The organism is Streptomyces albiflavescens (genome assembly GCF_014645835.1).
In the GTDB taxonomy this organism is placed as follows: Bacteria; Actinomycetota; Actinomycetes; order Streptomycetales; family Streptomycetaceae; genus Streptomyces; species Streptomyces albiflavescens.
Map to the genome: position 1 here is coordinate 1 of NZ_BMMM01000002.1, position 20,022 is coordinate 20,022.

15 protein-coding genes are annotated in these 20,022 nt (G+C 69.9%); 8 read left to right on the forward strand and 7 right to left on the reverse strand.

All coding sequences use genetic code 11. The features are described 5' to 3' along the window. Positions 1 to 106 precede the first annotated feature (106 nt). From IEY95_RS05015 to IEY95_RS05035, 5 genes are read right to left on the reverse strand one after another with little or no spacing between them, the layout of a single operon-like run. Complete coding sequence (locus IEY95_RS05015; protein WP_189184655.1) at positions 107 to 1,417, reverse strand: DUF58 domain-containing protein; 1,311 nt, start codon at positions 1,415 to 1,417, stop codon at positions 107 to 109. Continuing rightward, a complete protein-coding gene (locus IEY95_RS05020; RefSeq protein WP_189185385.1) occupies positions 1,417 to 2,406 on the reverse strand; it encodes an AAA family ATPase in 990 nt (329 codons plus the stop codon). Before IEY95_RS05020 ends, IEY95_RS05015 begins: the two co-directional genes overlap by 1 nt. Next, the gene (locus tag IEY95_RS05025; RefSeq protein WP_189184656.1) at positions 2,406 to 3,596 is read right to left on the reverse strand and encodes a DUF4350 domain-containing protein; all 1,191 of its coding nucleotides are present in this window, start codon (positions 3,594 to 3,596) and stop codon (positions 2,406 to 2,408) included. Before IEY95_RS05025 ends, IEY95_RS05020 begins: the two co-directional genes overlap by 1 nt. After that, on the reverse strand, positions 3,593 to 4,339 hold the full coding sequence (locus tag IEY95_RS05030) for a DUF4129 domain-containing protein (protein WP_189184657.1): 747 nt from the start codon (positions 4,337 to 4,339) through the stop codon (positions 3,593 to 3,595). Before IEY95_RS05030 ends, IEY95_RS05025 begins: the two co-directional genes overlap by 4 nt. 4 nt (positions 4,340 to 4,343) lie before the next feature. Beyond that, positions 4,344 to 5,699 carry a DUF7847 domain-containing protein gene (locus IEY95_RS05035; protein ID WP_189184658.1) on the reverse strand — a complete coding sequence of 452 codons (1,356 nt, stop codon included), beginning with the start codon at positions 5,697 to 5,699 and terminating at the stop codon, positions 4,344 to 4,346. Positions 5,700 to 5,839: 140 nt separating this feature from the next. Between IEY95_RS05035 and mtnA the strand changes: the two genes are divergently transcribed. The 7 genes from mtnA (at position 5,840) to IEY95_RS05070 (ending at position 14,849) form a co-directional block, all read left to right on the forward strand. Next, a complete protein-coding gene (gene mtnA / locus IEY95_RS05040; protein ID WP_189184659.1) occupies positions 5,840 to 6,985 on the forward strand; it encodes an S-methyl-5-thioribose-1-phosphate isomerase in 1,146 nt (381 codons plus the stop codon). An 8-nt stretch (positions 6,986 to 6,993) separates the two neighbouring features. Continuing rightward, the gene (gene mtrA / locus IEY95_RS05045) at positions 6,994 to 7,683 is read left to right on the forward strand and encodes a two-component system response regulator MtrA (RefSeq protein WP_015659998.1); all 690 of its coding nucleotides are present in this window, start codon (positions 6,994 to 6,996) and stop codon (positions 7,681 to 7,683) included. 1 nt (position 7,684) lies between these two features. Then, positions 7,685 to 9,766 (forward strand): MtrAB system histidine kinase MtrB, encoded by a 2,082-nt coding sequence (mtrB, locus tag IEY95_RS05050; protein ID WP_189184660.1) that lies wholly within the window; start codon positions 7,685 to 7,687, stop codon positions 9,764 to 9,766. Continuing rightward, the gene (locus IEY95_RS05055) at positions 9,756 to 11,603 is read left to right on the forward strand and encodes an LpqB family beta-propeller domain-containing protein (protein WP_189184661.1); all 1,848 of its coding nucleotides are present in this window, start codon (positions 9,756 to 9,758) and stop codon (positions 11,601 to 11,603) included. The genes mtrB and IEY95_RS05055 overlap by 11 nt, the downstream gene beginning before the upstream one ends. A gap of 347 nt (positions 11,604 to 11,950) precedes the next feature. Next, positions 11,951 to 12,889: a ComF family protein gene (locus IEY95_RS05060; protein WP_189184662.1), complete on the forward strand. Its 939-nt coding sequence runs from the start codon at positions 11,951 to 11,953 to the stop codon at positions 12,887 to 12,889. 314 nt (positions 12,890 to 13,203) lie between these two features. Continuing rightward, entirely contained in the window at positions 13,204 to 13,896 is a 693-nt protein-coding gene (gene hpf, locus IEY95_RS05065; protein WP_373294433.1) for a ribosome hibernation-promoting factor, HPF/YfiA family, read from the forward strand. A gap of 206 nt (positions 13,897 to 14,102) precedes the next feature. Then, on the forward strand, positions 14,103 to 14,849 hold the full coding sequence (locus IEY95_RS05070) for a response regulator (protein ID WP_189184664.1): 747 nt from the start codon (positions 14,103 to 14,105) through the stop codon (positions 14,847 to 14,849). Positions 14,850 to 14,896: 47 nt separating this feature from the next. Here IEY95_RS05070 and IEY95_RS05075 read toward each other — a convergent pair whose 3' ends face one another. Continuing rightward, complete coding sequence (locus tag IEY95_RS05075; RefSeq protein ID WP_189184665.1) at positions 14,897 to 16,087, reverse strand: winged helix-turn-helix domain-containing protein; 1,191 nt, start codon at positions 16,085 to 16,087, stop codon at positions 14,897 to 14,899. 228 nt (positions 16,088 to 16,315) lie between these two features. Further along, complete coding sequence (locus tag IEY95_RS05080) at positions 16,316 to 16,900, reverse strand: GNAT family N-acetyltransferase (protein ID WP_189184666.1); 585 nt, start codon at positions 16,898 to 16,900, stop codon at positions 16,316 to 16,318. A 244-nt stretch (positions 16,901 to 17,144) separates the two neighbouring features. Between IEY95_RS05080 and secA the strand changes: the two genes are divergently transcribed. Further along, on the forward strand, positions 17,145 to 19,958 hold the full coding sequence (gene secA, locus IEY95_RS05085) for a preprotein translocase subunit SecA (protein WP_189184667.1): 2,814 nt from the start codon (positions 17,145 to 17,147) through the stop codon (positions 19,956 to 19,958). The last annotated feature ends 64 nt before the right edge of the window (positions 19,959 to 20,022 follow it).

Consider the following 20,022-nt stretch of genomic DNA (forward strand, 5'->3'; position numbering starts at 1 on the left):
AAACCCCCGTACCGGGAAACGGTACGGGGGTTTTCTGCGTTCCGGATCAATTTCCGGATCGATTCCAGGGGCCTCCTTGTAACAAGAGGCCCCTTTTTTGCGTCCGCTACAGCCGCCCCGCGGCCTTCAGTGCCAGATACGCGTCCGCGAGAGCAGGCGCCAGGTCGTCCGGAGTCGCATCGACGACCGTGACACCGTGGCGCTGAAGTTGTTCGGCGGTGCGATGACGTTCTGTCTGGGCCTGGGCCGCGGCGGCCGCTTCGTACAGCCCTTCGGCGTTTCCCCGCGCCTTCGCCATACGGGCGATGTGCGGATCGGCGACCGATGCCACCAGGACCGTATGGCGCTGAGTGAGGAGCGGGAGCACGGGAAGCAGGCCCTCCTCGATGGGGGCCGCGTCGAGGCTGGTCAGAAGGACGATCAGGGAGCGGCGTGGGGCCGTACGGAGTGCCGTGGCGGTGAGGCCGCGGGCGTCCGTCTCGACGAGTTCAGGTTCGAGGGTCGCCATCGCGTTGACCAGGGACGGGAGGACGTCGCCCGCCGCTCGGCCCTGGACGAGGGCGCGCACTCGGCGGTCGTATGCGAGAAGGTGCACGCGGTCGCCGGCCCGGGAGGCCAGCGCCCCGAGGAGTAGAGCCGCGTCCATGGAGGCGTCGAGGCGCGGGGCGTCACCCACACGGCCTGCGGAGGTGCGGCCCGTGTCGAGGACCAGAAGGATGTGGCGGTCGCGTTCGGGGCGCCAGGTTCGTACGGCGACCGTGGTCTGGCGGGCGGTGGCGCGCCAGTCGATGGAGCGGGTGTCGTCGCCGGGGACGTATTCGCGAAGGCTGTCGAACTCCGTGCCCTCGCCCCGCGTGAGCACGCTGGTGCGGCCGTCGAGTTCGCGGAGCCGGGCCAGTTTGGAAGGGAGGTGCTTGCGGCTGGTGAAGGGCGGCAGGACTCGTACCGTCCACGGGACTTTGTGGCTGCCCTGCCGGGCGAAGAGGCCGAGTGGGCCGTACGAGCGGATGGTCACGCGGTCCGCCTTGCGGTCGCCGCGGCGGGTGGGGCGCAGGCGGGTCGTGAGGCGTCGGCGTTCGCCGGCGGGGACCGTCAGGCGGTGGCGTGAGGCGGCTACCTCGGTGCCAGGTTCCCAGCTGCTCGGTGGCCACGCGTCGCGGAGGTGGGCGCGCAGGGGGCGGCCGGAGGCGTTGGTGACGGTCAGGGCGACGTCGGCGGTTTCGCCGAGGCGTACCGAGGTGTCGCCGGAGCGGGTCAGGCCGAGGCGTCGTACAGGCGCCGCGAGGGCGGCGTCGCAGGCGCAGGCCAGGGCCAGGGGCACGTTCACGGCGAGGATGCCTGTCCAGCTCGGCTCCCAGATGCCTACGGGGAGTGTGCCGAGGGCTGCCAGGAGGGCGGCGCGTCCGGTGAGTGCCATCAGCGGGGGACGGGGACGTGGGCGAGGATCGCGTTGATGACGGAGTCGGCTGTCACGCCCTCCATCTCTGCCTCGGGGCGGAGTTGGATGCGATGGCGGAGGGTGGGCAGGGCCAGGGCCTTTACGTCGTCGGGGATGACGTAGTCGCGGCCGGTCAGCCAGGCCCAGGCGCGGGCCGTGGCGAGGAGCGCTGTCGCACCACGGGGGGACACGCCGAGGGTGAGGGACGGCGATTCGCGGGTGGCGCGGCAGATGTCGACTACGTAGCCGGTGATTTCGGGGGAGACGGCTGTCTCGGCGACGGCGGCGCGTGCGGCTTCGAGGTCGCCGGGGCCGGCCACGGGGCGTACGCCGGCGGCGCGCAGGTCGCGCGGGTTGAAGCCCTCGGCGTGGCGGGTGAGGACGCTGATCTCGTCCTGGCGGGACGGCAGAGGGATCGTCAGTTTGAGGAGGAACCGGTCCAGTTGGGCTTCGGGGAGGGGGTATGTGCCCTCGTACTCGACCGGGTTCTGGGTCGCGGCGACCAGGAACGGCTCGGGGAGCAGTCGAGGGGTGCCGTCGACCGTGACCTGGCGTTCCTCCATCGCTTCGAGGAGGGACGCCTGGGTCTTGGGCGGGGTGCGGTTGATCTCGTCGGCGAGGAGGAGATTGGTGAAGACCGGGCCCGGCTGGAAGGAGAACTCTGCGGTGCGGGCGTCGTAGACGAGGGAGCCCGTGACGTCGCTCGGCATCAGGTCGGGCGTGAACTGGACGCGCTTGGTGTCGAGTTCGAGTGCGGATGCGAGGGCGCGGACGAGCAACGTTTTGGCGACTCCGGGGACTCCTTCAAGGAGAACGTGTCCGCGGCAGAGGAGGGCGACGACAAGACCGGTCACGGCGGGGTCCTGGCCGACCACGGCTTTGGCGATCTCGGCCCGCAGGGCTTCCAGGGAGGAGCGGGCGGTGCCCGGATCCCCGGCGTACCCGGCGTTGTCAGTGGTCGGGTCCATCATGAACGGCGTACCTCTCTTTCGAGGGCGTCGAGTTGGTCGGCGAGTGCGATGAGGGCCGCGTCGTCGCGGGGCGGCGGTCCGAAGAGGAGGGAGTGCAGGGCCTGGCCGTCGCCTTGGAGATGGGCGGACAGGGCGGGGAGCAGGGCCTCGGGCGCGTGCGCCTGGGCGGGGGGTACGCCGATGAGGGGGGCGAGGCGGGTGCGGGTGGTGGAGCGCAGAGCGCTCGCGGCGCGGTCGCGGGCGTTGGCTTTGCGGTAGAGGCGGGCGCGGCCTTCGACGGTCTCGGAGGCGCGGATCGCGACGGGGAGACGTTCGGGTACCAGGGGGCCGAGTCGGCGTGCCCGCCAGAGGGCGGCCAGGGCTGCCGCGATGAAGAGCTGCAGCGTGCCCCAGAGCCAGCCCGAGGGGAGCAGGTCGAAGAAGCTCTGGTCGCCCGCGTCGGTGGCCGAGGTGTCGGAGAGCGAGGGGAGGTACCAGACCAAGTGGGACCGGGAACCGAGCAGTTGAAGGGCGAGCGAGGCGTTGCCCTGCTCGTCGAGGCGGTCGTTGTAGAGGATGTCGGGGGCGCCGAGTACGACGGTGTCGCCGCTCCCGGAAGCTGCCGGGAGGCGCAGGAGCGTGGGCAGGCCGTCGCTGGGGTAGCACGCGTCGGCGCCTGGATCGGTGGTGGTGTAGCGGACGCCGCCCGTGTCGGCGCTGCCCGCTCGCCGGGCGGCGGGCAGCGTGCAGTCGGGGGAGAGCGTCGAGTCGAAGCTGACCGCAGGGTCGGCGGTGACCCTTGGGGCGAGGGTGCCGAGGGAGGGCGGCCCGGGGGAGATCAGGATCGTGCGGCCGGCGGAGTTCTCGGTCGCCGTGTGGAGGAGTGTCTGCTGACGTTTGGTCAGCAGGTCGGGGACGGCGATCAGGAGAGTGGTGTCGGAGTCGGCCGCGGCGCGGGCTTCGTCCAGTGTGGTGACCATGCGCGTGGACACCCCCCGTTCGGCGAGGAGCTCGGCGACGGCGCGGCTGCCGTAGGGGTCGGCGGAGCGCGGGTCGAGGCGGCCGTGCTGGGCGTCCGAGCGGACTGCGGCGATCGCGACGGCGGCCGCCAGCAGGATCACGAGCGCGATGACGATCCCACGGGCGCGGGTCCATACCTGGCGGGCGGTGGGCGAGACCGAGGTGGACGTGAGGGTGGCCCCGGTCATGAGGCGCCCTCCTGGCGGGCGTTGTGGGCCGTGCTCTGGGTGCTGTTGGCGAGTACGGGTCTGGTGCGTTCCAGGTCGCGATCGAGTTCGGTGAGGCGTTGGTATGTACGCGAGTCGGCGGACCGTCCGCCGTATGTGACGTCGTCGAAGTCCCGGGACGCTGCGCGCAGTCGGTCCGTGTGGGAGGGCAGGGTGCGGCTCGCTTCGGCGGCTGCCTCGTCCGCCGTGCGGCCGGGGCGCGGATCGAGCAGGGCGCGCTCCTCCAACGAGCGGACGACGGCGCGCATGCGTTCCTGGACGGCCTGGTTCCAATGGGCCTGGGCGGCGTGTGCCTCCGCGGCCGCGCGGTGTTCGGCGGCGCTCTTGGGGCGGTCGTCGAAGAGCGCGGCGGACGACGTGGGAGTCCGGTGGGGGGTGCCCAGACGCCACCAGAGGGCGGCGACGACCGCCACGACGGCCAGCACGATGACGACAAGTCCCAGCGCTCCGCCGGGCGTTGCGGCGGAGGCGGCGCTGAACAGCTTGTCGACCCAGTCCCAGAAGGCGTTCAGCGCACGTTGGACCAGGCCGGGGTCGTTCTCGTGGTACATCCGCTTGGACAGCTCGCGCTTGGCCGCCTCCCGCGCGGGGTCGCGCGGGATCGTCACCGGTGGTTCGTCGCCGCGCGGCAGCGCGAGGACCGCTGTGGCGCCGGTGTGCGGCAGTGCCAGTACCGCCGTGAGTACTCCCCCCGCCGGGTTCACCGCATCAGCTCCCCGGAGTGGTGCCAGGGGCGTCGGAGCCGTAGTCCTCGCCGGCGGCGCGGGCCAGGTCGAGGTCGAGCGCCTCGCGGCGGATGCGCTGGTCGATGTAGAGGAGCACGGTGACGCCCGCGGTGATCGGGAAGGTGAGCATGGATCCGATGACCGAGCCGATGCCGCTGACGATCAGGAATGTCCAGCCGAGGTCGCCGCTGCCGCTTTGGAGGAAGCCGGTGACGCCGTCGCCGCTGAGGGCCGCGGCCAGGAAGGCGAACGGGATCACGACGATCGACGCCACGATGTTGGCGATGATCGTGGCGAGCAACTGGATGCCGAAGACCCGCCACCACGAGCCGCGCACGAGCTTCGCGGAGCGGCTCATCGACTTCCAGATGCTCTGCTTCTCCAGCATCAGCGCCGGCGAGGCGAGCGAGAAGCGGATCATCAGCCAGAGGGCGACGATGCCGGTGCCGAGTCCGCCGAGAATGGCGAGTGCGGCACCCGCGTCACCGGCGCCGGCCGCCGCTGCGAGTACGCCCGGCAGAGCTCCGACGGCGACGACCGCGACGGCGATGAGCGGCAGCAGGAAGGTCAGGCCGAACAGCTTCGGAAGCTGAGGACGCGCGTCCTGCCAGGCCTCGGCCGTGGTGACCGACCTACCGAGCACCGCGCGGCTGGTCACGCTCGTGAGCAGGGCCGTCGCGACGATGGTGCCGAGCAGGGTGATGAGCAGGATGACGCCGGAGTTCAGCAGCGTGTCGCCCAGGGCGCGGCTCAGCTCGCTGACGGTGGCGCTCGGGTCGTTGAGGGCGTCCGTGTTGGCGGTGTCGTTCAGGACGAAGCCCTGGAGCAGGATGACCGCGATCTCCGTGACGACGGCGACGGCCAGCGAGATACCGAGGACGGTGCGCCAGTAGGTGCGCATCGTGGAGACGGCGCCGTCGAGGATCTCGCCGACGCCGAGGGGCCGGAGCGGGATCACGCCGGGCTTGGCGGCGGGCGGCGGCCCGCCCCAGTTGCCTCCCCAGCCGGCGGGACCTCCGCGACCGGGGCCTCCCCAGCCGCCGTAGCCGCCTCCCTGGCCTCCGCCGCCGGCGGGGCCTCCCGGGCCGCCGGGATGCCCGCCGCCCCAGCCCGGGCCGGGCGGAGGTGGTGGCGGCGTCTGGCCGGGGCCCTGCGGGCTGGGAGCGGACCACTGGCCGGGCGGGGGCTGCTCCTTGGACCACTTCGAGGGCGGTTCCGGCTGGTCCGTGCCGCCCTGGCCCGAGGGCTGCTCCGTGGGCTGCGCGGGGCCGGAGGAGCCCGGCTCCTGTCCGTCGGAGGGGGCAGATCCGGGCGAGGCCCAGCCCGGAGTGTCTTTCATCGTCGCTCCTTCACGGTGCCCGTCCGCGGTCGCGGCGGCAGGTTGGCAGCCATCGTGCCACGGTGTGCCCGGCAAGTGACCGGGCGCCGTATGGGCTGCGCACCTTCAATTGTCCGCCCGGTACGGGGCAGACTGGGCGGATGGCTGATCAGTACGCGCAATCCCGCGAGGACAGCGGGTCGACGGAGATACCGGTGCTCCGCTGGGACGAGCCACCCGAAGGCCCCGTACTGGTCCTTCTCGACCAGACGAGACTGCCGGCCGAGGAAGTCGAGTTGGTGTGCACCGACGCTCCCGCGCTGGTGGAGGCGATCCGCGCGCTCGCCGTGCGCGGGGCGCCGTTGCTCGGCATCGCGGGGGCGTACGGCGTCGCGCTCGCCGCCGTGCGTGGCTTCGACGTCGACGACGCCGCCCGGGCGCTGGCCGGCGCCCGGCCCACCGCCGTGAACCTTGCTGTCGGCGTGCGCAGGGCGCAGGCGGCGTACCGAGCCGTGCTCTCCGGCGGCGGTGATCAGAAGCAGGCTGCCGGGGCGGCGCTCGCCGCGGCTCGGGCGTTGCATCGGGAGGACGCCGAGGCCAGCGCCCGGATGGCCGAGCACGGCCTGGCGCTGCTCGACGAGCTGTTGCCGGGCGGCGGGCACCGGATTCTGACCCACTGCAACACGGGGTCGCTGGTGTCCGGTGGGGAGGGCACGGCGTTCGCTGTGGCCCTCGCGGCGCACCGAGCGGGGCAGCTGCGAAGGCTGTGGGTGGACGAAACGCGGCCGTTGCTGCAAGGTGCTCGCCTGACGGCGTACGAAGCGGCGCGCCACGGAATGGCGTACACCTTGCTCACCGACAACGCGGCGGGCTCGCTGTTCGCGGCGGGGGAGGTGGACGCGGTGCTGATCGGGGCCGATCGGATCGCGGCCGACGGTTCGGTGGCGAACAAGGTGGGGAGCTATCCGCTCGCGGTGCTGGCCCGGTATCACCACGTGCCGTTCATCGTGGTGGCACCGGTGACGACGGTGGATCCGGACACCCCGGACGGGGCGTCCATCGAGGTCGAGCAGCGCGCGAGTCATGAAGTGACCGAGGTCACAGCACCCCAGGTGCCGGTGGCGGGAGCGGAAGCGGGAGGCGGGATACCGGTGGCACCTCTGGGGACCCAGGCGTACAACCCGGCGTTCGACGTGACGCCGCCCGAGTTGGTGACGGCGATCGTCACCGAAGTGGGCGCCGTGTCGCCCGTGACGGCTGAGGCGCTCGCCGAGCTGTGTGACAGGTCACGCCAGGTAACGATTTAGTTAATGGGATGATGTCGTTTATGAAGGGACGAGTCCTTGTCGTCGATGACGACACCGCACTGGCCGAGATGCTCGGCATTGTGTTGCGTGGTGAAGGTTTTGAGCCGTCTTTCGTAGCCGACGGCGACAAGGCGCTGGCCGCTTTCCGTGAGACCAAGCCCGATCTGGTGCTTCTGGACCTGATGCTTCCCGGCCGGGACGGCATCGAGGTGTGCCGCCTGATCAGGGCGGAGTCCGGGGTGCCGATCGTGATGCTCACGGCGAAGAGCGACACCGTCGATGTCGTGGTGGGCCTCGAATCGGGCGCCGACGACTACATCGTGAAGCCATTCAAGCCAAAGGAGCTGGTGGCGCGGATCAGGGCGCGGCTGCGCCGTTCGGAGGAGCCGGCGCCCGAGCAGCTGGCCATCGGCGATCTCGTCATCGACGTGGCCGGTCACTCTGTGAAGCGGGACGGGCAGTCGATCGCGCTGACGCCGCTGGAGTTCGACCTGCTGGTGGCGCTGGCCCGCAAGCCGTGGCAGGTCTTCACGCGTGAGGTCCTGCTGGAGCAGGTGTGGGGCTACCGCCACGCGGCGGACACCCGCCTGGTCAACGTCCATGTCCAGCGGCTGCGCTCCAAGGTCGAGAAGGACCCTGAGCGGCCGGAGATCGTGGTGACCGTTCGTGGTGTCGGTTACAAGGCCGGACCGAGCTGACATGTCCCGGGACAGTGCCGCTTCGGCGCCCGGCGAGCCGGGGGTCCGTTCGGGGCGGCCTGTCGGCCGGAAGGTGACGGGCTCCCGCTGGGGACGATTCATGGGGGGCGGGCTGCTGCAGGGCGGAGTCCAGGGCAGCCCGGTCCTTCGGCTGTTCATGCGCTGGGTGCGTAGGCCGCTGCTGCCCGTGATGCGGCTGTGGCGGCGCAACATCCAGCTCAAGATCGTCGTCACGACGCTGCTGATGTCGCTCGGAGTCGTGCTGCTGCTCGGCTTCGTGGTGATCGGGCAGGTGCGCAACGGGCTGCTGGACGCCAAGGTGAAGGCGTCGCAGAGCCAGGCCGTGGGTGGGTTCGCGGTCGCCGGCCAGAAGGCCGACAGCGCGGCGAGCGCGAGCGGCGGCGACGACAACTCGGGCTCCGACGGCAATCCCGTGCAGAACGTCAGCGGATGGATGAGCGATCTCGTGGAATCGCTCTCCAGCGGTGGCCAAGGCGCCTTCGACGTCGTGACCCTCAGCACCACCGCCGCGGACAACGAGAACAGAGGGCTCGGACAGCGCGCCTCAGGATTCGTCGAACCGACCCTCAGCGTGCCGGACGACCTGCGCAAGCGCGTCGACGCCGGTACCGGCGTGGCCCAGAGCTACACACGCATCAGCTACACCGACAACCGGGAGACCCAGCCGGCGCTCATCATCGGCAAGCAGGTCAACGACCCGAACGGAGACCCGTATCAGCTCTACTACCTCTTCCCGCTGACGCAGGAGGAGAAGTCGCTGAGCCTGGTCAAGGGGACGCTGGCCACGGCCGGACTGTTCGTCGTGGTGCTGCTCGGGGCCATCGCCTGGCTCGTGGTGCGCCAAGTCGTCACGCCGGTGCGGATGGCGGCGGGGATCGCCGAGCGACTGTCCGCCGGGCGCCTCCAGGAACGTATGAAGGTCACCGGCGAGGACGACATCGCACGGCTCGGCGAGGCCTTCAACAAGATGGCGCAGAATCTGCAGCTGAAGATCCAGCAGCTGGAGGACCTGTCGCGGATGCAGCGACGGTTCGTGTCCGACGTGTCGCACGAGCTGCGTACACCGCTCACGACCGTCCGGATGGCGGCCGACGTCATCCACGACGCGCGCGCGGACTTCGATCCGATGACCGCTCGGTCGGCCGAGCTGCTCGCCGATCAGCTGGACCGTTTCGAGACGCTGCTCGCGGACCTGCTGGAGATCAGCCGGTTCGACGCGGGCGCGGCGGCCCTGGAGGCCGAGCCGATAGACCTCCGCGAGGTCGTACGGCGGGTCGTCGGCGGGGCCGAGCCGCTCGCCGAGCGCAAGGGCACGCACATACGGGTCGTCGGCGATCAGCAGCCGGTGGTCGCCGAGGCGGATGCCCGGCGCGTGGAGCGGGTACTGCGCAATCTCGTCGTCAACGCCGTGGAGCACGGCGAGGGCAAGGACGTGGTCGTCAAGCTCGCCGCGGCGGGCGGGGCGGTCGCGGTCGCGGTGCGCGACTACGGCGTCGGGCTCAAGCCCGGCGAGGCGACCCGGGTGTTCAGCCGCTTCTGGCGAGCCGATCCGGCACGCGCGCGTACCACCGGTGGAACGGGGCTCGGGCTGTCCATCGCGCTGGAGGACGCCCGGCTGCACGGCGGCTGGCTGCAGGCGTGGGGTGAGCCGGGCGGCGGTTCGCAGTTCCGGCTGACGCTGCCGCGGACGGCGGACGAGCCGCTGCGCGGATCGCCGATACCGCTGGAGCCCAAGGACTCCCGGCGAAATCGTGGACTCAATGACGCCGGTCTGCCGCTCGGCGGCAGCGGCAAGCTCGCCACCGTGCCGATGCAGCAGCCCGCGGGCGGCCATGTGCCGCCGCGCGCGCCCATCGTGCCGCGACTGGCCGGAGTGTCGCCCACGGCCGACCCGACGGCGCTGCCCGGCAACGGCGCGCGCGTGGTGCCGCGTCCCACTGGGGCGGCGCGACGGCCGGACGACACACCTGCCGCGGGCGGAGAGCTGACGGTCGAGGAACGCGGGCCCGACGGCGGGGAGCCGGAGGAGCTCGGACAAGGGGAGGCATTTCGTGGGCGCTGACCGCGACAGGCGCGGCGGCCGTGGGCGTCCGGTGCGTGCCGGGGTGTACGTCGGCTGTGGTGCGCTACTGCTGGTGGGGTGCGCCTCCATGCCCGACAGCGGAGGGCTGAGCGGGGTCGAGTCGACGCCGCGGCAGGACGCGCAGGTCCGGGTGTTCGCAAAGGCACCGCGTCAGGACGCTTCCCCCGCGGAGATCGTGCAGGGCTTCCTGGAAGCGCTGACCAGCGACGATCCCGACTACCAGACGGCGCGCCAATATCTGACGGCGAGCGCCAGGAAGGCGTGGAATCCGAACCAGACCACGACCGTGCTCGCGGAAGGTCCGAACCACGAGTCGGTGCGCGCGGGGGACGGGGAAGGCGCCCACGAGTTCCTGTACCGGCTGGGCGGCACCAAGGTCGCCACGGTGGACAAGCAGCACGCGTACGCGCCGGACTCGGGCCCGTACAGCAGGATGGTGCATCTCACGCAGCTGAAGAAAACCAAGGAGTGGCGCATCGACGGGCTGCCCCAGGGTGTCGTGATGGGCAGGTCCGACTTCCAGCGCAACTACAAGTCGGTCAACAAGTACTACTTCGCTTCGAACGTGTCCCAAGAGACGGGCGGACAGCTGGAGACCGTCGCCGATCCGGTCTATGTGCGCAAGCAGGTGGACCCGATGACGCAGGTGGTCCGCGCGCTCCTCAAGGGCCCCACGAGTTGGCTGGACCAGGTGGTCGGTTCGAGTTTCCCCTCGGGTACGGAGCTGAAGACGGGCGTCAAGTCGCTGTCGCCCGACGACCGCAACCGGGTCACTGTGCCGCTGAACGAGAAGGCCGATCACGTCGGACAGGGGCAGTGCTCCAAGATGGCGGCCCAACTCCTCTTCACGTTCAAGGATCTGACGCCCACCGGGGTGGACGAGGTGGAGTTGCAGAAGTCGGACGGTTCGCAGCTGTGCGTGCTCACCGAGGTCCAGGCCGAGGGCATCGCCTCGAACGGTACCGAGCGTCATGCCGACTACCAGTACTTCATCGACGGCAAGCAGCGGCTCGTGCGGCTGCCCAGCAGCGGCAGCGACAAGAAGCCCGAGCCGGTGCCCGGCGCGCTGGGTGAGGGCGACAAGAAGCTGCGGGCGGCCGCGGTGTCGCGGGACGAGAGCAGCGCGGCCGGGGTGTCGACCGACGGGACGTCGCTGTATGTCGGCTCACTGGTGTCGGGCGGTTCGCTCGGCGAAGCGGTGCTGCACAGCCAGGGCAAGTCGGCGGACGACGACCGGCTGACGACGCCCAGCTGGGACGGGCGGGGCGACCTGTGGGTGGCCGATCGCGATCCGAAGAACCCCCGGCTTCTTCTGCTGCAGAAGGGCGCGGGCGATCCGCTGGTGGTCCAGACGCCGAACCTCAACGGGCGCATCGAGGCCGTACGGGTGGCCGCCGACGGTGTGCGGATCGCGCTGATCGTCGAGAAGGACGGCAAGAGTTCGCTGCAGATCGGGCGCATCGAGCGCGACACGAAGTCCGGTGAGCCGCCTGCCGTCTCCATCATGGATCCGCGCTCCGTGGCCCCCCAGCTGGAGGAGGTCACGGCCATGTCGTGGGCCGGGGACAGCCGGCTCGTGGTGGTCGGGCGCGAGCAGGGCGGCGTGCAGCAGATGCGATACGTCCAGGTCGACGGCTCCACTCCGGTGGGCACCGCGCCCTCCGCGCTGACGGGCGTCAAGGAGATCACGGCGTCCGAGGACGAGCGGTTGCCGCTGGTGGCGCACTCGGAGGAGGACGGCATCGTGCGGCTGTCGTCCGGGGAGCAGTGGCAGAAGGTGGTCAGGGACGGGACCGCGCCGGTCTATCCCGGATAGGTCCGTGCGTCCGTCCCGGATCCGTTCGTGCGTCTGTCCCGGATCCCTTCGTGCGTCTGCCCTGGGTGGGTCCGTGCGGCTGTCCCGGGTGTGGTCCGGGCGCCGTTCCCGGGGGTGGACGTGCGCGTCCTCTCCGGGCGGACCTGTTCATCTGTCCCGGGAAAGCCCGCTCCTTGCCCTGGGTGAGCCTGCCTGCCCGTTTGCCCCGGGCAAGTCTGCTTGTTTCCCCAAGTAAGTCCGCTCGCTTTCCGGGTGGGCCTGGCCGCGCGCGACGTCTGCAGGAGTTATCCACAGGTAGTTATCCACAGGGGTGGCCGGTCTGCTCGTGCCTTGGCACAGTGATGGGCATGCGGGGGTGGTGGCAGGACCTCACGGATCTGGTGCTGCCAGCCGAGTGCGGAGGCTGCGGGAGGCCTCGCACGGTGCTCTGCCCCGAGTGCCGTGCCGCCCTGAGTGGGGCCGTACCGCGCCGGGTGCGACCGGTGCCGGAGCCGGTCGGGCTGCCTGTGGTGCACGCGGCGGCTCCCTACGAGGACGAGGTGCGTGCGGCGCTCCTCGCCCACAAGGAGCGGGGCGCGCTGGCGCTCGCGGCGCCGCTCGGCGTGGCGCTGGCCGGGGCTGTGCGGGCAGGGCTGGGGCACCTGCGACGTCCTGGTCCGGGCGGGCGGCCGATGGCTCCGGACGGGCGGCTGGGGCCCAGGAAGGGGGAAGCGCGGGGCGAGGGTGGTCGGCCGGGGTTCGGCGACGGACAGCCGATGTCGGCGCAGAGCGGACGGGGTCGGCCGGAGGCTGCCGCCGGAGTCGTCCCGGGGCCCTTGCTGCTGGTTCCGGTGCCGTCGTCGCGGCGGGCGGTGCGGGCGCGGGGTCATGATCCGGCGCGGCGGATCGCGCTCGCGGCCGCGGGTGAGCTGAGGCGTACGGGGATGTCGGCCCGGGTGCTGAGCGTGCTGGTGCAGCGGCGTGCCGTGGCCGACCAGTCAGGGCTCAACTCCCGGCAGCGGCTGGACAATCTTGCGGGCGCCCTGGAAGTGGCCGCCGTGGGTGCCCGGTTGCTGGCGGACGGTGGCAGGGTCGTGCTCGTGGACGACCTGATGACGACGGGCGCCTCGTTGACGGAGGCGGCGCGGGCCGTACGGGCCGCGCGGGCAAGGGCGCAGGGGACGGATGTGACAGAGGTGGTGCGGCGAATGGCGGGTACGGGTGAACTTGGCGACGTCGGCGGCGGAACGATCTGTGCGGCCGTGGTCGCAGCCGCACCGGACTCTTTCGAAATAAACCGGAACTGACTGAGAACTTGCATCGTTGCAGGTAATGAGAGGGTCAATTCACCTGAATGGAGGTACGCCGCAGTAGAGGGTGACGACATCCGTCCGGGCGAGATATGTTCGGTTGTGAGGCAATGGCGCTGGCCGTACCTCGCCAATCCGAATGTTGTCCTGCGGGTTTTCGCAATCACCCGCCTCGGTGGGGTGTAGATCTTGTCCTTGGGGGAGGAGGAGGTGAAAGTCACCGAGTCCGAGGTTCCGGGACACACCGGAGCCTGGTGCAAAAGGGAGATGCTCCGCCAGTGGAGCGGGGCTATCCGGGAACGGAGTTCTGCGTGGACATCGTCGTCAAGGGCCGCAAGACCGAGGTGCCCGAGCGGTTCCGCAAGCACGTGGCCGAGAAGCTGAAGCTGGAGAAGATCCAGAAGCTCGATGGCAAGGTGATCAGCCTCGACGTCGAGGTGTCCAAGGAGCCCAACCCCCGACAGGCAGACCGTAGCGACCGAGTGGAGATCACGCTCCGCTCCCGCGGTCCGGTGATCCGGGCGGAGGCAGCAGCAAGCGACCCGTATGCAGCACTCGACCTGGCCGCGGACAAACTCGAAGCCCGGCTGCGCAAGCAGCACGACAAGCGCTATACCCGCCGTGGCAACGGCAGGATCTCGGCCGCCGAGGTCGCCGACCATGTCCCGGGTGCCGCGACGCTGAACGGCAACGGCAGCGTCGTCCACGACGAGGAGCCGGAGGGTGTGCCGACCAAGAAGATCGGCTCCCTCGAGATCATGGGGGAAGGCCCCTGCGTCGTCCGCGAGAAGACCCACGTGGCCGCCCCGATGACGCTCAACCAGGCTCTCTACGAGATGGAGCTGGTCGGGCACGACTTCTATCTGTTCGTCGACTCCGAGACGAAGGAACCGAGTGTCGTCTATCGGCGGCACGCGTACGACTACGGTGTCATCCACCTCAGTACGGACCCGATGGTCGCCCAGGCCGGAGCGGATGCGCCGGGCGGTGCGCTCGGCGGCTGACCCTCCCCGGTGACAGCTGAACCGGTGCCCCTGGAATGCGTGTGCGCCCCCAGGGGCACCGGTGTGCGACCACTTCGCGACCCGCTCTGTCACCGCACTGTCGTCCGGGCATGGAATCATGGCCGCACCGGCCCCAACCGGTGGGCCGTTGCCTTGGGTTGGCGATGGCACAGAAACACAGGCCACGGCCTTCAGGGGGAGGAACGATGGCGGACAGCTTCGGACCGATGCGTGACGAGGATGCCGACGACGGCGTCGTCGGCATGGGCCCGGACGCGGGCACTCCACGCAAGGAGCCCATCAGGGTCCTTGTGGTGGACGATCACGCCCTTTTCCGCCGCGGTCTGGAGATCGTGCTCGCGGCCGAGGAGGACATCCAGGTCGTCGGCGAGGCGGGCGACGGGGCGGAGGCGGTCGACAAGGCCGCCGATCTGCTGCCCGACATCGTGCTGATGGACGTACGCATGCCGAAGCGGGGCGGCATCGAGGCGTGCACCTCCATCAAGGAGGTGGCCCCCAGCGCGAAGATCATCATGCTGACGATCAGTGACGAGGAGGCCGACCTCTACGACGCGATCAAGGCGGGCGCGACGGGCTATCTCCTCAAGGAGATCTCCACGGACGAGGTGGCCACCGCCATTCGCGCGGTGGCCGACGGGCAGTCGCAGATCAGTCCCTCGATGGCGTCGAAACTCCTCACCGAGTTCAAGTCGATGATCCAGCGGACGGACGAGCGCCGGCTGGTACCCGCGCCGCGGCTCACCGATCGCGAGCTGGAGGTCCTCAAGCTCGTCGCCACGGGGATGAACAACCGGGACATCGCCAAGGAGTTGTTCATCTCCGAGAACACGGTGAAGAACCATGTGCGCAACATCCTGGAGAAGCTGCAGCTGCACTCCAGGATGGAGGCCGTGGTGTACGCGATGCGGGAGAAGATCCTCGAGATCCGGTAGTCAGGCGGCCGACTACGGCTGTGGTGCTCGGTCGGCCCGGCCTGTGGCTACGCGAGGGCGCGGGACAGCTCTCTGGTGAGCGGCTCGCGCAGCTCCGGCGCGTCCACCCGCTCCACCCGTACGTCCGTGCAGTCCACCCAGCTCGCTGCCTCGACCAGGGCCTGGGCCACGGCCGGGACGGCCTTGGCGCCGTCCAGGGTGACCTGCTTGGCGACCAGGGTGCGGCCCTCGCGGGCGGGGTCCACGCGGCCGACGAGGTGGCCACCGGCCAGCACCGGCATGGCGAAGTAGCCGTAGATCCGCTTCGGCTTGGGTGTGTACGCCTCCAGACGGTGGGTGAAGCCGAAGATCCGCTCCGTGCGGGCCCGTTCCCAGATGAGTGAGTCGAACGGGGACAGCAGGGTCGTACGGTGGCGGCCGCGCGGGGCCGTCTCCAGTGCCGCCGGGTCGGCCCACGCCGACTTGCCCCAGCCCTCCACCGTCACCGGGACCAGTCCCGAGTCCGCGATCACCGCGTCGACCTGCTCGCCCTTGAGGCGGTGGTAGTCGGCGATGTCCGCGCGCGTGCCGACGCCGAGGGACTGTCCCGCGAGGCGGACGAGGCGGCGCAGGCACTCCGTGTCGTCCAGTTCGTCGTGGAGCAGCGCGTCGGGGATGGCGCGCTCGGCGAGGTCGTACACCCGCTTCCAGCCGCGGCGCTCCGCGCACACCACCTCGCCGTACATCAGGGCGCGCTCGACGGCGACCTTGGTGCCCGACCAGTCCCACCACTCGCTGGTCTTCTTCGCGCCGCCCAACTCCGTGGCTGTGAGAGGGCCTTCGGTGCGGAGCTGCTTGATGACCTGGTCGTAGGTGCCGTCGGGCAAGGCGTGGTTCCAGTGCGGGCGGGCTCGGTAGGCGCGGCGGCGGAAGGCGAAGTGGGGCCACTCCTCGACGGGGAGGATGCAGGCTGCGTGGGACCAGTACTCGAAGGCGTGCGGTGCGCCGTCCGAGCCCGGCGTCCAGTAGGCGGTGTCGACCGTTGTGCGGCCCACCGTGCCCAGGCGGGCGTACGGGATGAGTTCGTGGGAGCGGGCGAGGACGGAGATGGTGTCGAGTTGGACCGCGCCCAGGTGCCGCAGGACTCCGCGGACGCCGGCCCTGCGGTCCGGGGCGCCCAGGAAACCCTGGGCCCGGAGGGCGATGCGGCGGGCTTCGTCGGCGGAGAGTTCGGCGGTGGGACGCGGGAGACTCGTCATGCCCACACGGTAGGCGGTGCCACTGACAACGGGGCCGGCCTGGGGTTTGGGGGCCGCCGGGCCCGAGAGCGTCCGGTTTGCGGGTGGCCGGCGTGGGTGTCTTTCAGGGGGATTTCACCCCCTCCGCCCCTACCCTCCCCAAGCTCTCGGTTTCGCTCGGGCAGGCCCGCCTTTGTCCCTGGGGGCTGCCGTCCCCGACCCCCGCAGTCGGCCTTGACGGCCTCGTCCTCAAACGCCGGACGGGCTGGATGGCGCCGGGAGGTACGGGGCCGTCGACGGGATGCCCAAGTCCGAGGGGAGCAAGGAACCCACCCAGCAGTCCCGGCGTACTCCCTTGTTGTTGATGGCTGAGCGGAGGGTGCCCTCCACCGTGAAGCCGGCTCGTTCGGCCACCGCGCGGGAGCCGGTGTTGCCGACTTCGGCGCGCCATTCGACGCGGTCGACGGACAGATCCGTGAAGGCCCAGCGGGCGGCGGTGGTGGCGGCTTCGGTGATGTAGCCGTTGCCTCGATGTTCCTTCGCCGTCCAGAAGCCGATCTCGCCGACGCCCAGGGAGCGCATGGTGATGGCGAGCATGCCCACCAGCTCCCCGGAGGGGAGGAAGACGCCGAAGGTGAACATGGAGCCGTCCGACCAGCCGTCGGGCACCATCTGGTCCGTGAAGCTCACCGCGTGCTCGCGCAGATAGGGCGACGGGATCGTGGTCCAGCGCTGGATGTCGGGGTCCTGGACGGCGTCGTACACGGTGTCCGTGTCGTGCGGGCCCACGGTGCGCAGGACGAGACGGTCGGTAGTCAGGGTGACGGGGTCCATCGGCCGATTCTGCTCGGGCAACCGGAAGGACGCCATTCCTTTGCTGTGAGTGAGAGAGCCATTACTTTACGCAGCGAGAACGCGGCACCTTCAGCAACCCCCGTCCGTTGTCCTAGTGGCTGTCACTGGCAGACCTCCCGGCGCGGTGTGGTCCTCGCTTACGATGGCCGTTGCTCAAGCTGTGATTTGTCACTGTCATTGAAACCGACCGTCCCAGGCCCGACCGGCAAGGAGACAAACCCCCGTGTCCGTCCTCTCGAAGATCATGCGTGCAGGCGAAGGCAAGATCCTGCGCAAGCTGCACCGCATCGCGGACCAGGTCACCTCCATCGAAGAGGACTTCGTCGACCTCTCCGACGCCGAGCTGCGGGCCCTCACCGATGAGTACAAGCAGCGGTACGCCGACGGCGAAAGCCTCGACGACCTGCTGCCCGAGGCGTTCGCGACCGTCCGTGAGGCGGCCAAGCGCGTGCTGGGCCAGCGTCACTACGACGTCCAGATGATGGGCGGCGCCGCCCTCCACCTCGGCTATGTCGCCGAGATGAAGACCGGTGAGGGCAAGACGCTCGTTGGCACCCTGCCCGCGTATCTGAACGCCCTCACCGGAGACGGCGTTCACCTCATCACGGTCAACGACTATCTGGCCGAGCGCGACTCCGAAATGATGGGTCGCGTCCACAAGTTCCTCGGGCTGACCGTCGGCTGCATCCTCGCCAACATGACGCCGGCCCAGCGCCGCGAGCAGTACGGCTGCGACATCACGTACGGCACGAACAACGAGTTCGGCTTCGACTACCTGCGCGACAACATGGCATGGTCGCAGGACGAACTGGTGCAGCGCGGCCACAACTTCGCGATCGTCGACGAGGTCGACTCCATCCTCGTCGACGAGGCCCGTACGCCGCTGATCATCTCCGGCCCGGCCGACCAGGCCACCAAGTGGTACGGCGACTTCGCCAAGCTGGTCACCCGCCTCAAGAAGGGCGAGCCGGGCAACCAGCTCAAGGGCATCGAGGAGACCGGCGACTACGAGGTCGACGAGAAGAAGCGCACCGTCGCCATCCACGAGCCCGGCGTCTCCAAGGTCGAGGACTGGCTGGGCATCGACAACCTCTACGAGTCGGTGAACACGCCGCTCGTGGGGTACCTGAACAACGCCATCAAGGCCAAGGAACTCTTCAAGAAGGACAAGGACTACGTCGTCATCGACGGCGAAGTCATGATCGTCGACGAGCACACCGGCCGTATCCTCGCCGGCCGCCGCTACAACGAGGGCATGCACCAGGCGATCGAGGCGAAGGAAGGGGTGGACATCAAGGACGAGAACCAGACGCTCGCCACGATCACCCTGCAGAACTTCTTCCGCCTCTACGGCAAGCTCTCCGGCATGACCGGTACGGCGATGACCGAGGCCGCCGAGTTCCACCAGATCTACAAGCTCGGTGTCGTCCCGATCCCGACCAACAAGCCGATGGTCCGCAAGGACCAGTCGGACCTGATCTACCGCACCGAGGTCGCCAAGTTCGACGCGGTGGTCGACGACATCGCCGAGAAGCACGAGAAGGGCCAGCCGATCCTCGTCGGTACGACGTCGGTCGAAAAGTCCGAGTACCTCTCGCAGCAGCTCTCCAAGCGCGGCATCCAGCACGAAGTGCTGAACGCCAAGCAGCACGACCGTGAGGCGACGATCGTCGCCCAGGCCGGCCGCAGGGGCGCCGTGACCGTGGCCACGAACATGGCCGGTCGTGGTACGGACATCAAGCTCGGCGGCAACCCCGATGACCTCGCCGAGGCGGAGCTGCGTCAGCGCGGCCTCGACCCCGAGGAGCACATCGAGGAGTGGGCCGGCGCGCTGCCCGCCGCTCTGGAGAGGGCCGAAAAGGCCGTGAAGGCGGAGTTCGAGGAGGTCAAGGACCTCGGCGGGCTCTACGTCCTCGGCACCGAGCGGCACGAGTCGCGCCGTATCGACAACCAGCTGCGCGGCCGTTCCGGCCGACAGGGCGACCCGGGCGAGTCCCGCTTCTACCTGTCGCTGGGCGACGACCTGATGCGCCTGTTCAAGGCGCAGATGGTCGAGCGCGTCATGTCGATGGCGAACGTGCCCGACGACGTGCCGATCGAGAACAAGATGGTCACGCGCGCGATCGCGTCCGCCCAGTCGCAGGTCGAGCAGCAGAACTTCGAGACGCGTAAGAACGTCCTGAAGTACGACGAGGTCCTCAACCGGCAGCGCGAGGTCATCTACGGTGAGCGCCGCCGCGTCCTGGAGGGCGAGGACCTGCAGGAGCAGATCCAGCACTTCACGGACGACACGATCGACGCGTACATCGGGGCCGAGACCGCCGAGGGCTTCGCCGAGGAGTGGGACCTGGACCGGCTGTGGGGTGCCTTCAAGCAGCTCTACCCGGTGAAGGTCACCGTCGACGAGCTGGAGGAGGCGGCCGGTGACCGTGCCGGTCTGACCGCCGAGTTCATCTCCGAGTCCATCAAGGACGACATCCACGAGCAGTACGAGGCCCGTGAGACGCAGCTCGGCTCCGAGATCATGCGTGAGCTGGAGCGCCGGGTCGTGCTGTCGGTCCTGGACCGCAAGTGGCGCGAGCACCTCTACGAGATGGACTACCTCCAGGAGGGCATCGGCCTGCGCGCCATGGCGCAGAAGGACCCGCTGGTCGAGTACCAGCGCGAGGGCTTCGACATGTTCTCCGCCATGATGGACGGCATCAAGGAGGAGTCCGTCGGCTACCTGTTCAACCTGGAGGTCCAGGTGGAGCAGCAGGTGGAGGAGGTTCCGGTCGAGGACTCGGTGCCTTCCCTCGAGAAGGAGGACGTCGTCCCCGCGGGCGCGCGTCCGGAGATCCGTGCCAAGGGCCTCGACGCCCCTCGGCGCCCCGACCGGCTGCACTTCTCCGCGCCGAAGGTGGACGGCGAGGGCGGTATCGTCGAGGGCGACTTCATCGATGACAACGGCGACGAGCCCGTGCGCTCCGAGGTGGACGGCCTCACGCGTGCGGAGCGCCGCAAGCAGCAGAAGGGCACCCGTCGGCGCAAGAAGTGACGGTCGCCGCGGGCGGGCGGTAGCGCCGCCGCGCAGCGCCGGTCACGGTCGCTTGTGAGGGCCG

Coding starts and splice junctions, on each gene's coding strand:
- IEY95_RS05060 (WP_189184662.1), top strand. CDS start 11,951: ATGCGGGGGTGGTGGCAGGACCTCACGGATCTGGTGCTGCCAGCCGAG.
- IEY95_RS05070 (WP_189184664.1), top strand. CDS start 14,103: ATGGCGGACAGCTTCGGACCGATGCGTGACGAGGATGCCGACGACGGC.
- IEY95_RS05020 (WP_189185385.1), bottom strand. CDS start 2,406: ATGGACCCGACCACTGACAACGCCGGGTACGCCGGGGATCCGGGCACC.
- IEY95_RS05080 (WP_189184666.1), bottom strand. CDS start 16,900: ATGGACCCCGTCACCCTGACTACCGACCGTCTCGTCCTGCGCACCGTG.
- mtnA (WP_189184659.1), top strand. CDS start 5,840: ATGGCTGATCAGTACGCGCAATCCCGCGAGGACAGCGGGTCGACGGAG.
- mtrB (WP_189184660.1), top strand. CDS start 7,685: ATGTCCCGGGACAGTGCCGCTTCGGCGCCCGGCGAGCCGGGGGTCCGT.
- IEY95_RS05075 (WP_189184665.1), bottom strand. CDS start 16,087: ATGACGAGTCTCCCGCGTCCCACCGCCGAACTCTCCGCCGACGAAGCC.
- IEY95_RS05025 (WP_189184656.1), bottom strand. CDS start 3,596: ATGACCGGGGCCACCCTCACGTCCACCTCGGTCTCGCCCACCGCCCGC.
- IEY95_RS05015 (WP_189184655.1), bottom strand. CDS start 1,417: ATGGCACTCACCGGACGCGCCGCCCTCCTGGCAGCCCTCGGCACACTC.
- mtrA (WP_015659998.1), top strand. CDS start 6,994: ATGATGTCGTTTATGAAGGGACGAGTCCTTGTCGTCGATGACGACACC.
- IEY95_RS05035 (WP_189184658.1), bottom strand. CDS start 5,699: ATGAAAGACACTCCGGGCTGGGCCTCGCCCGGATCTGCCCCCTCCGAC.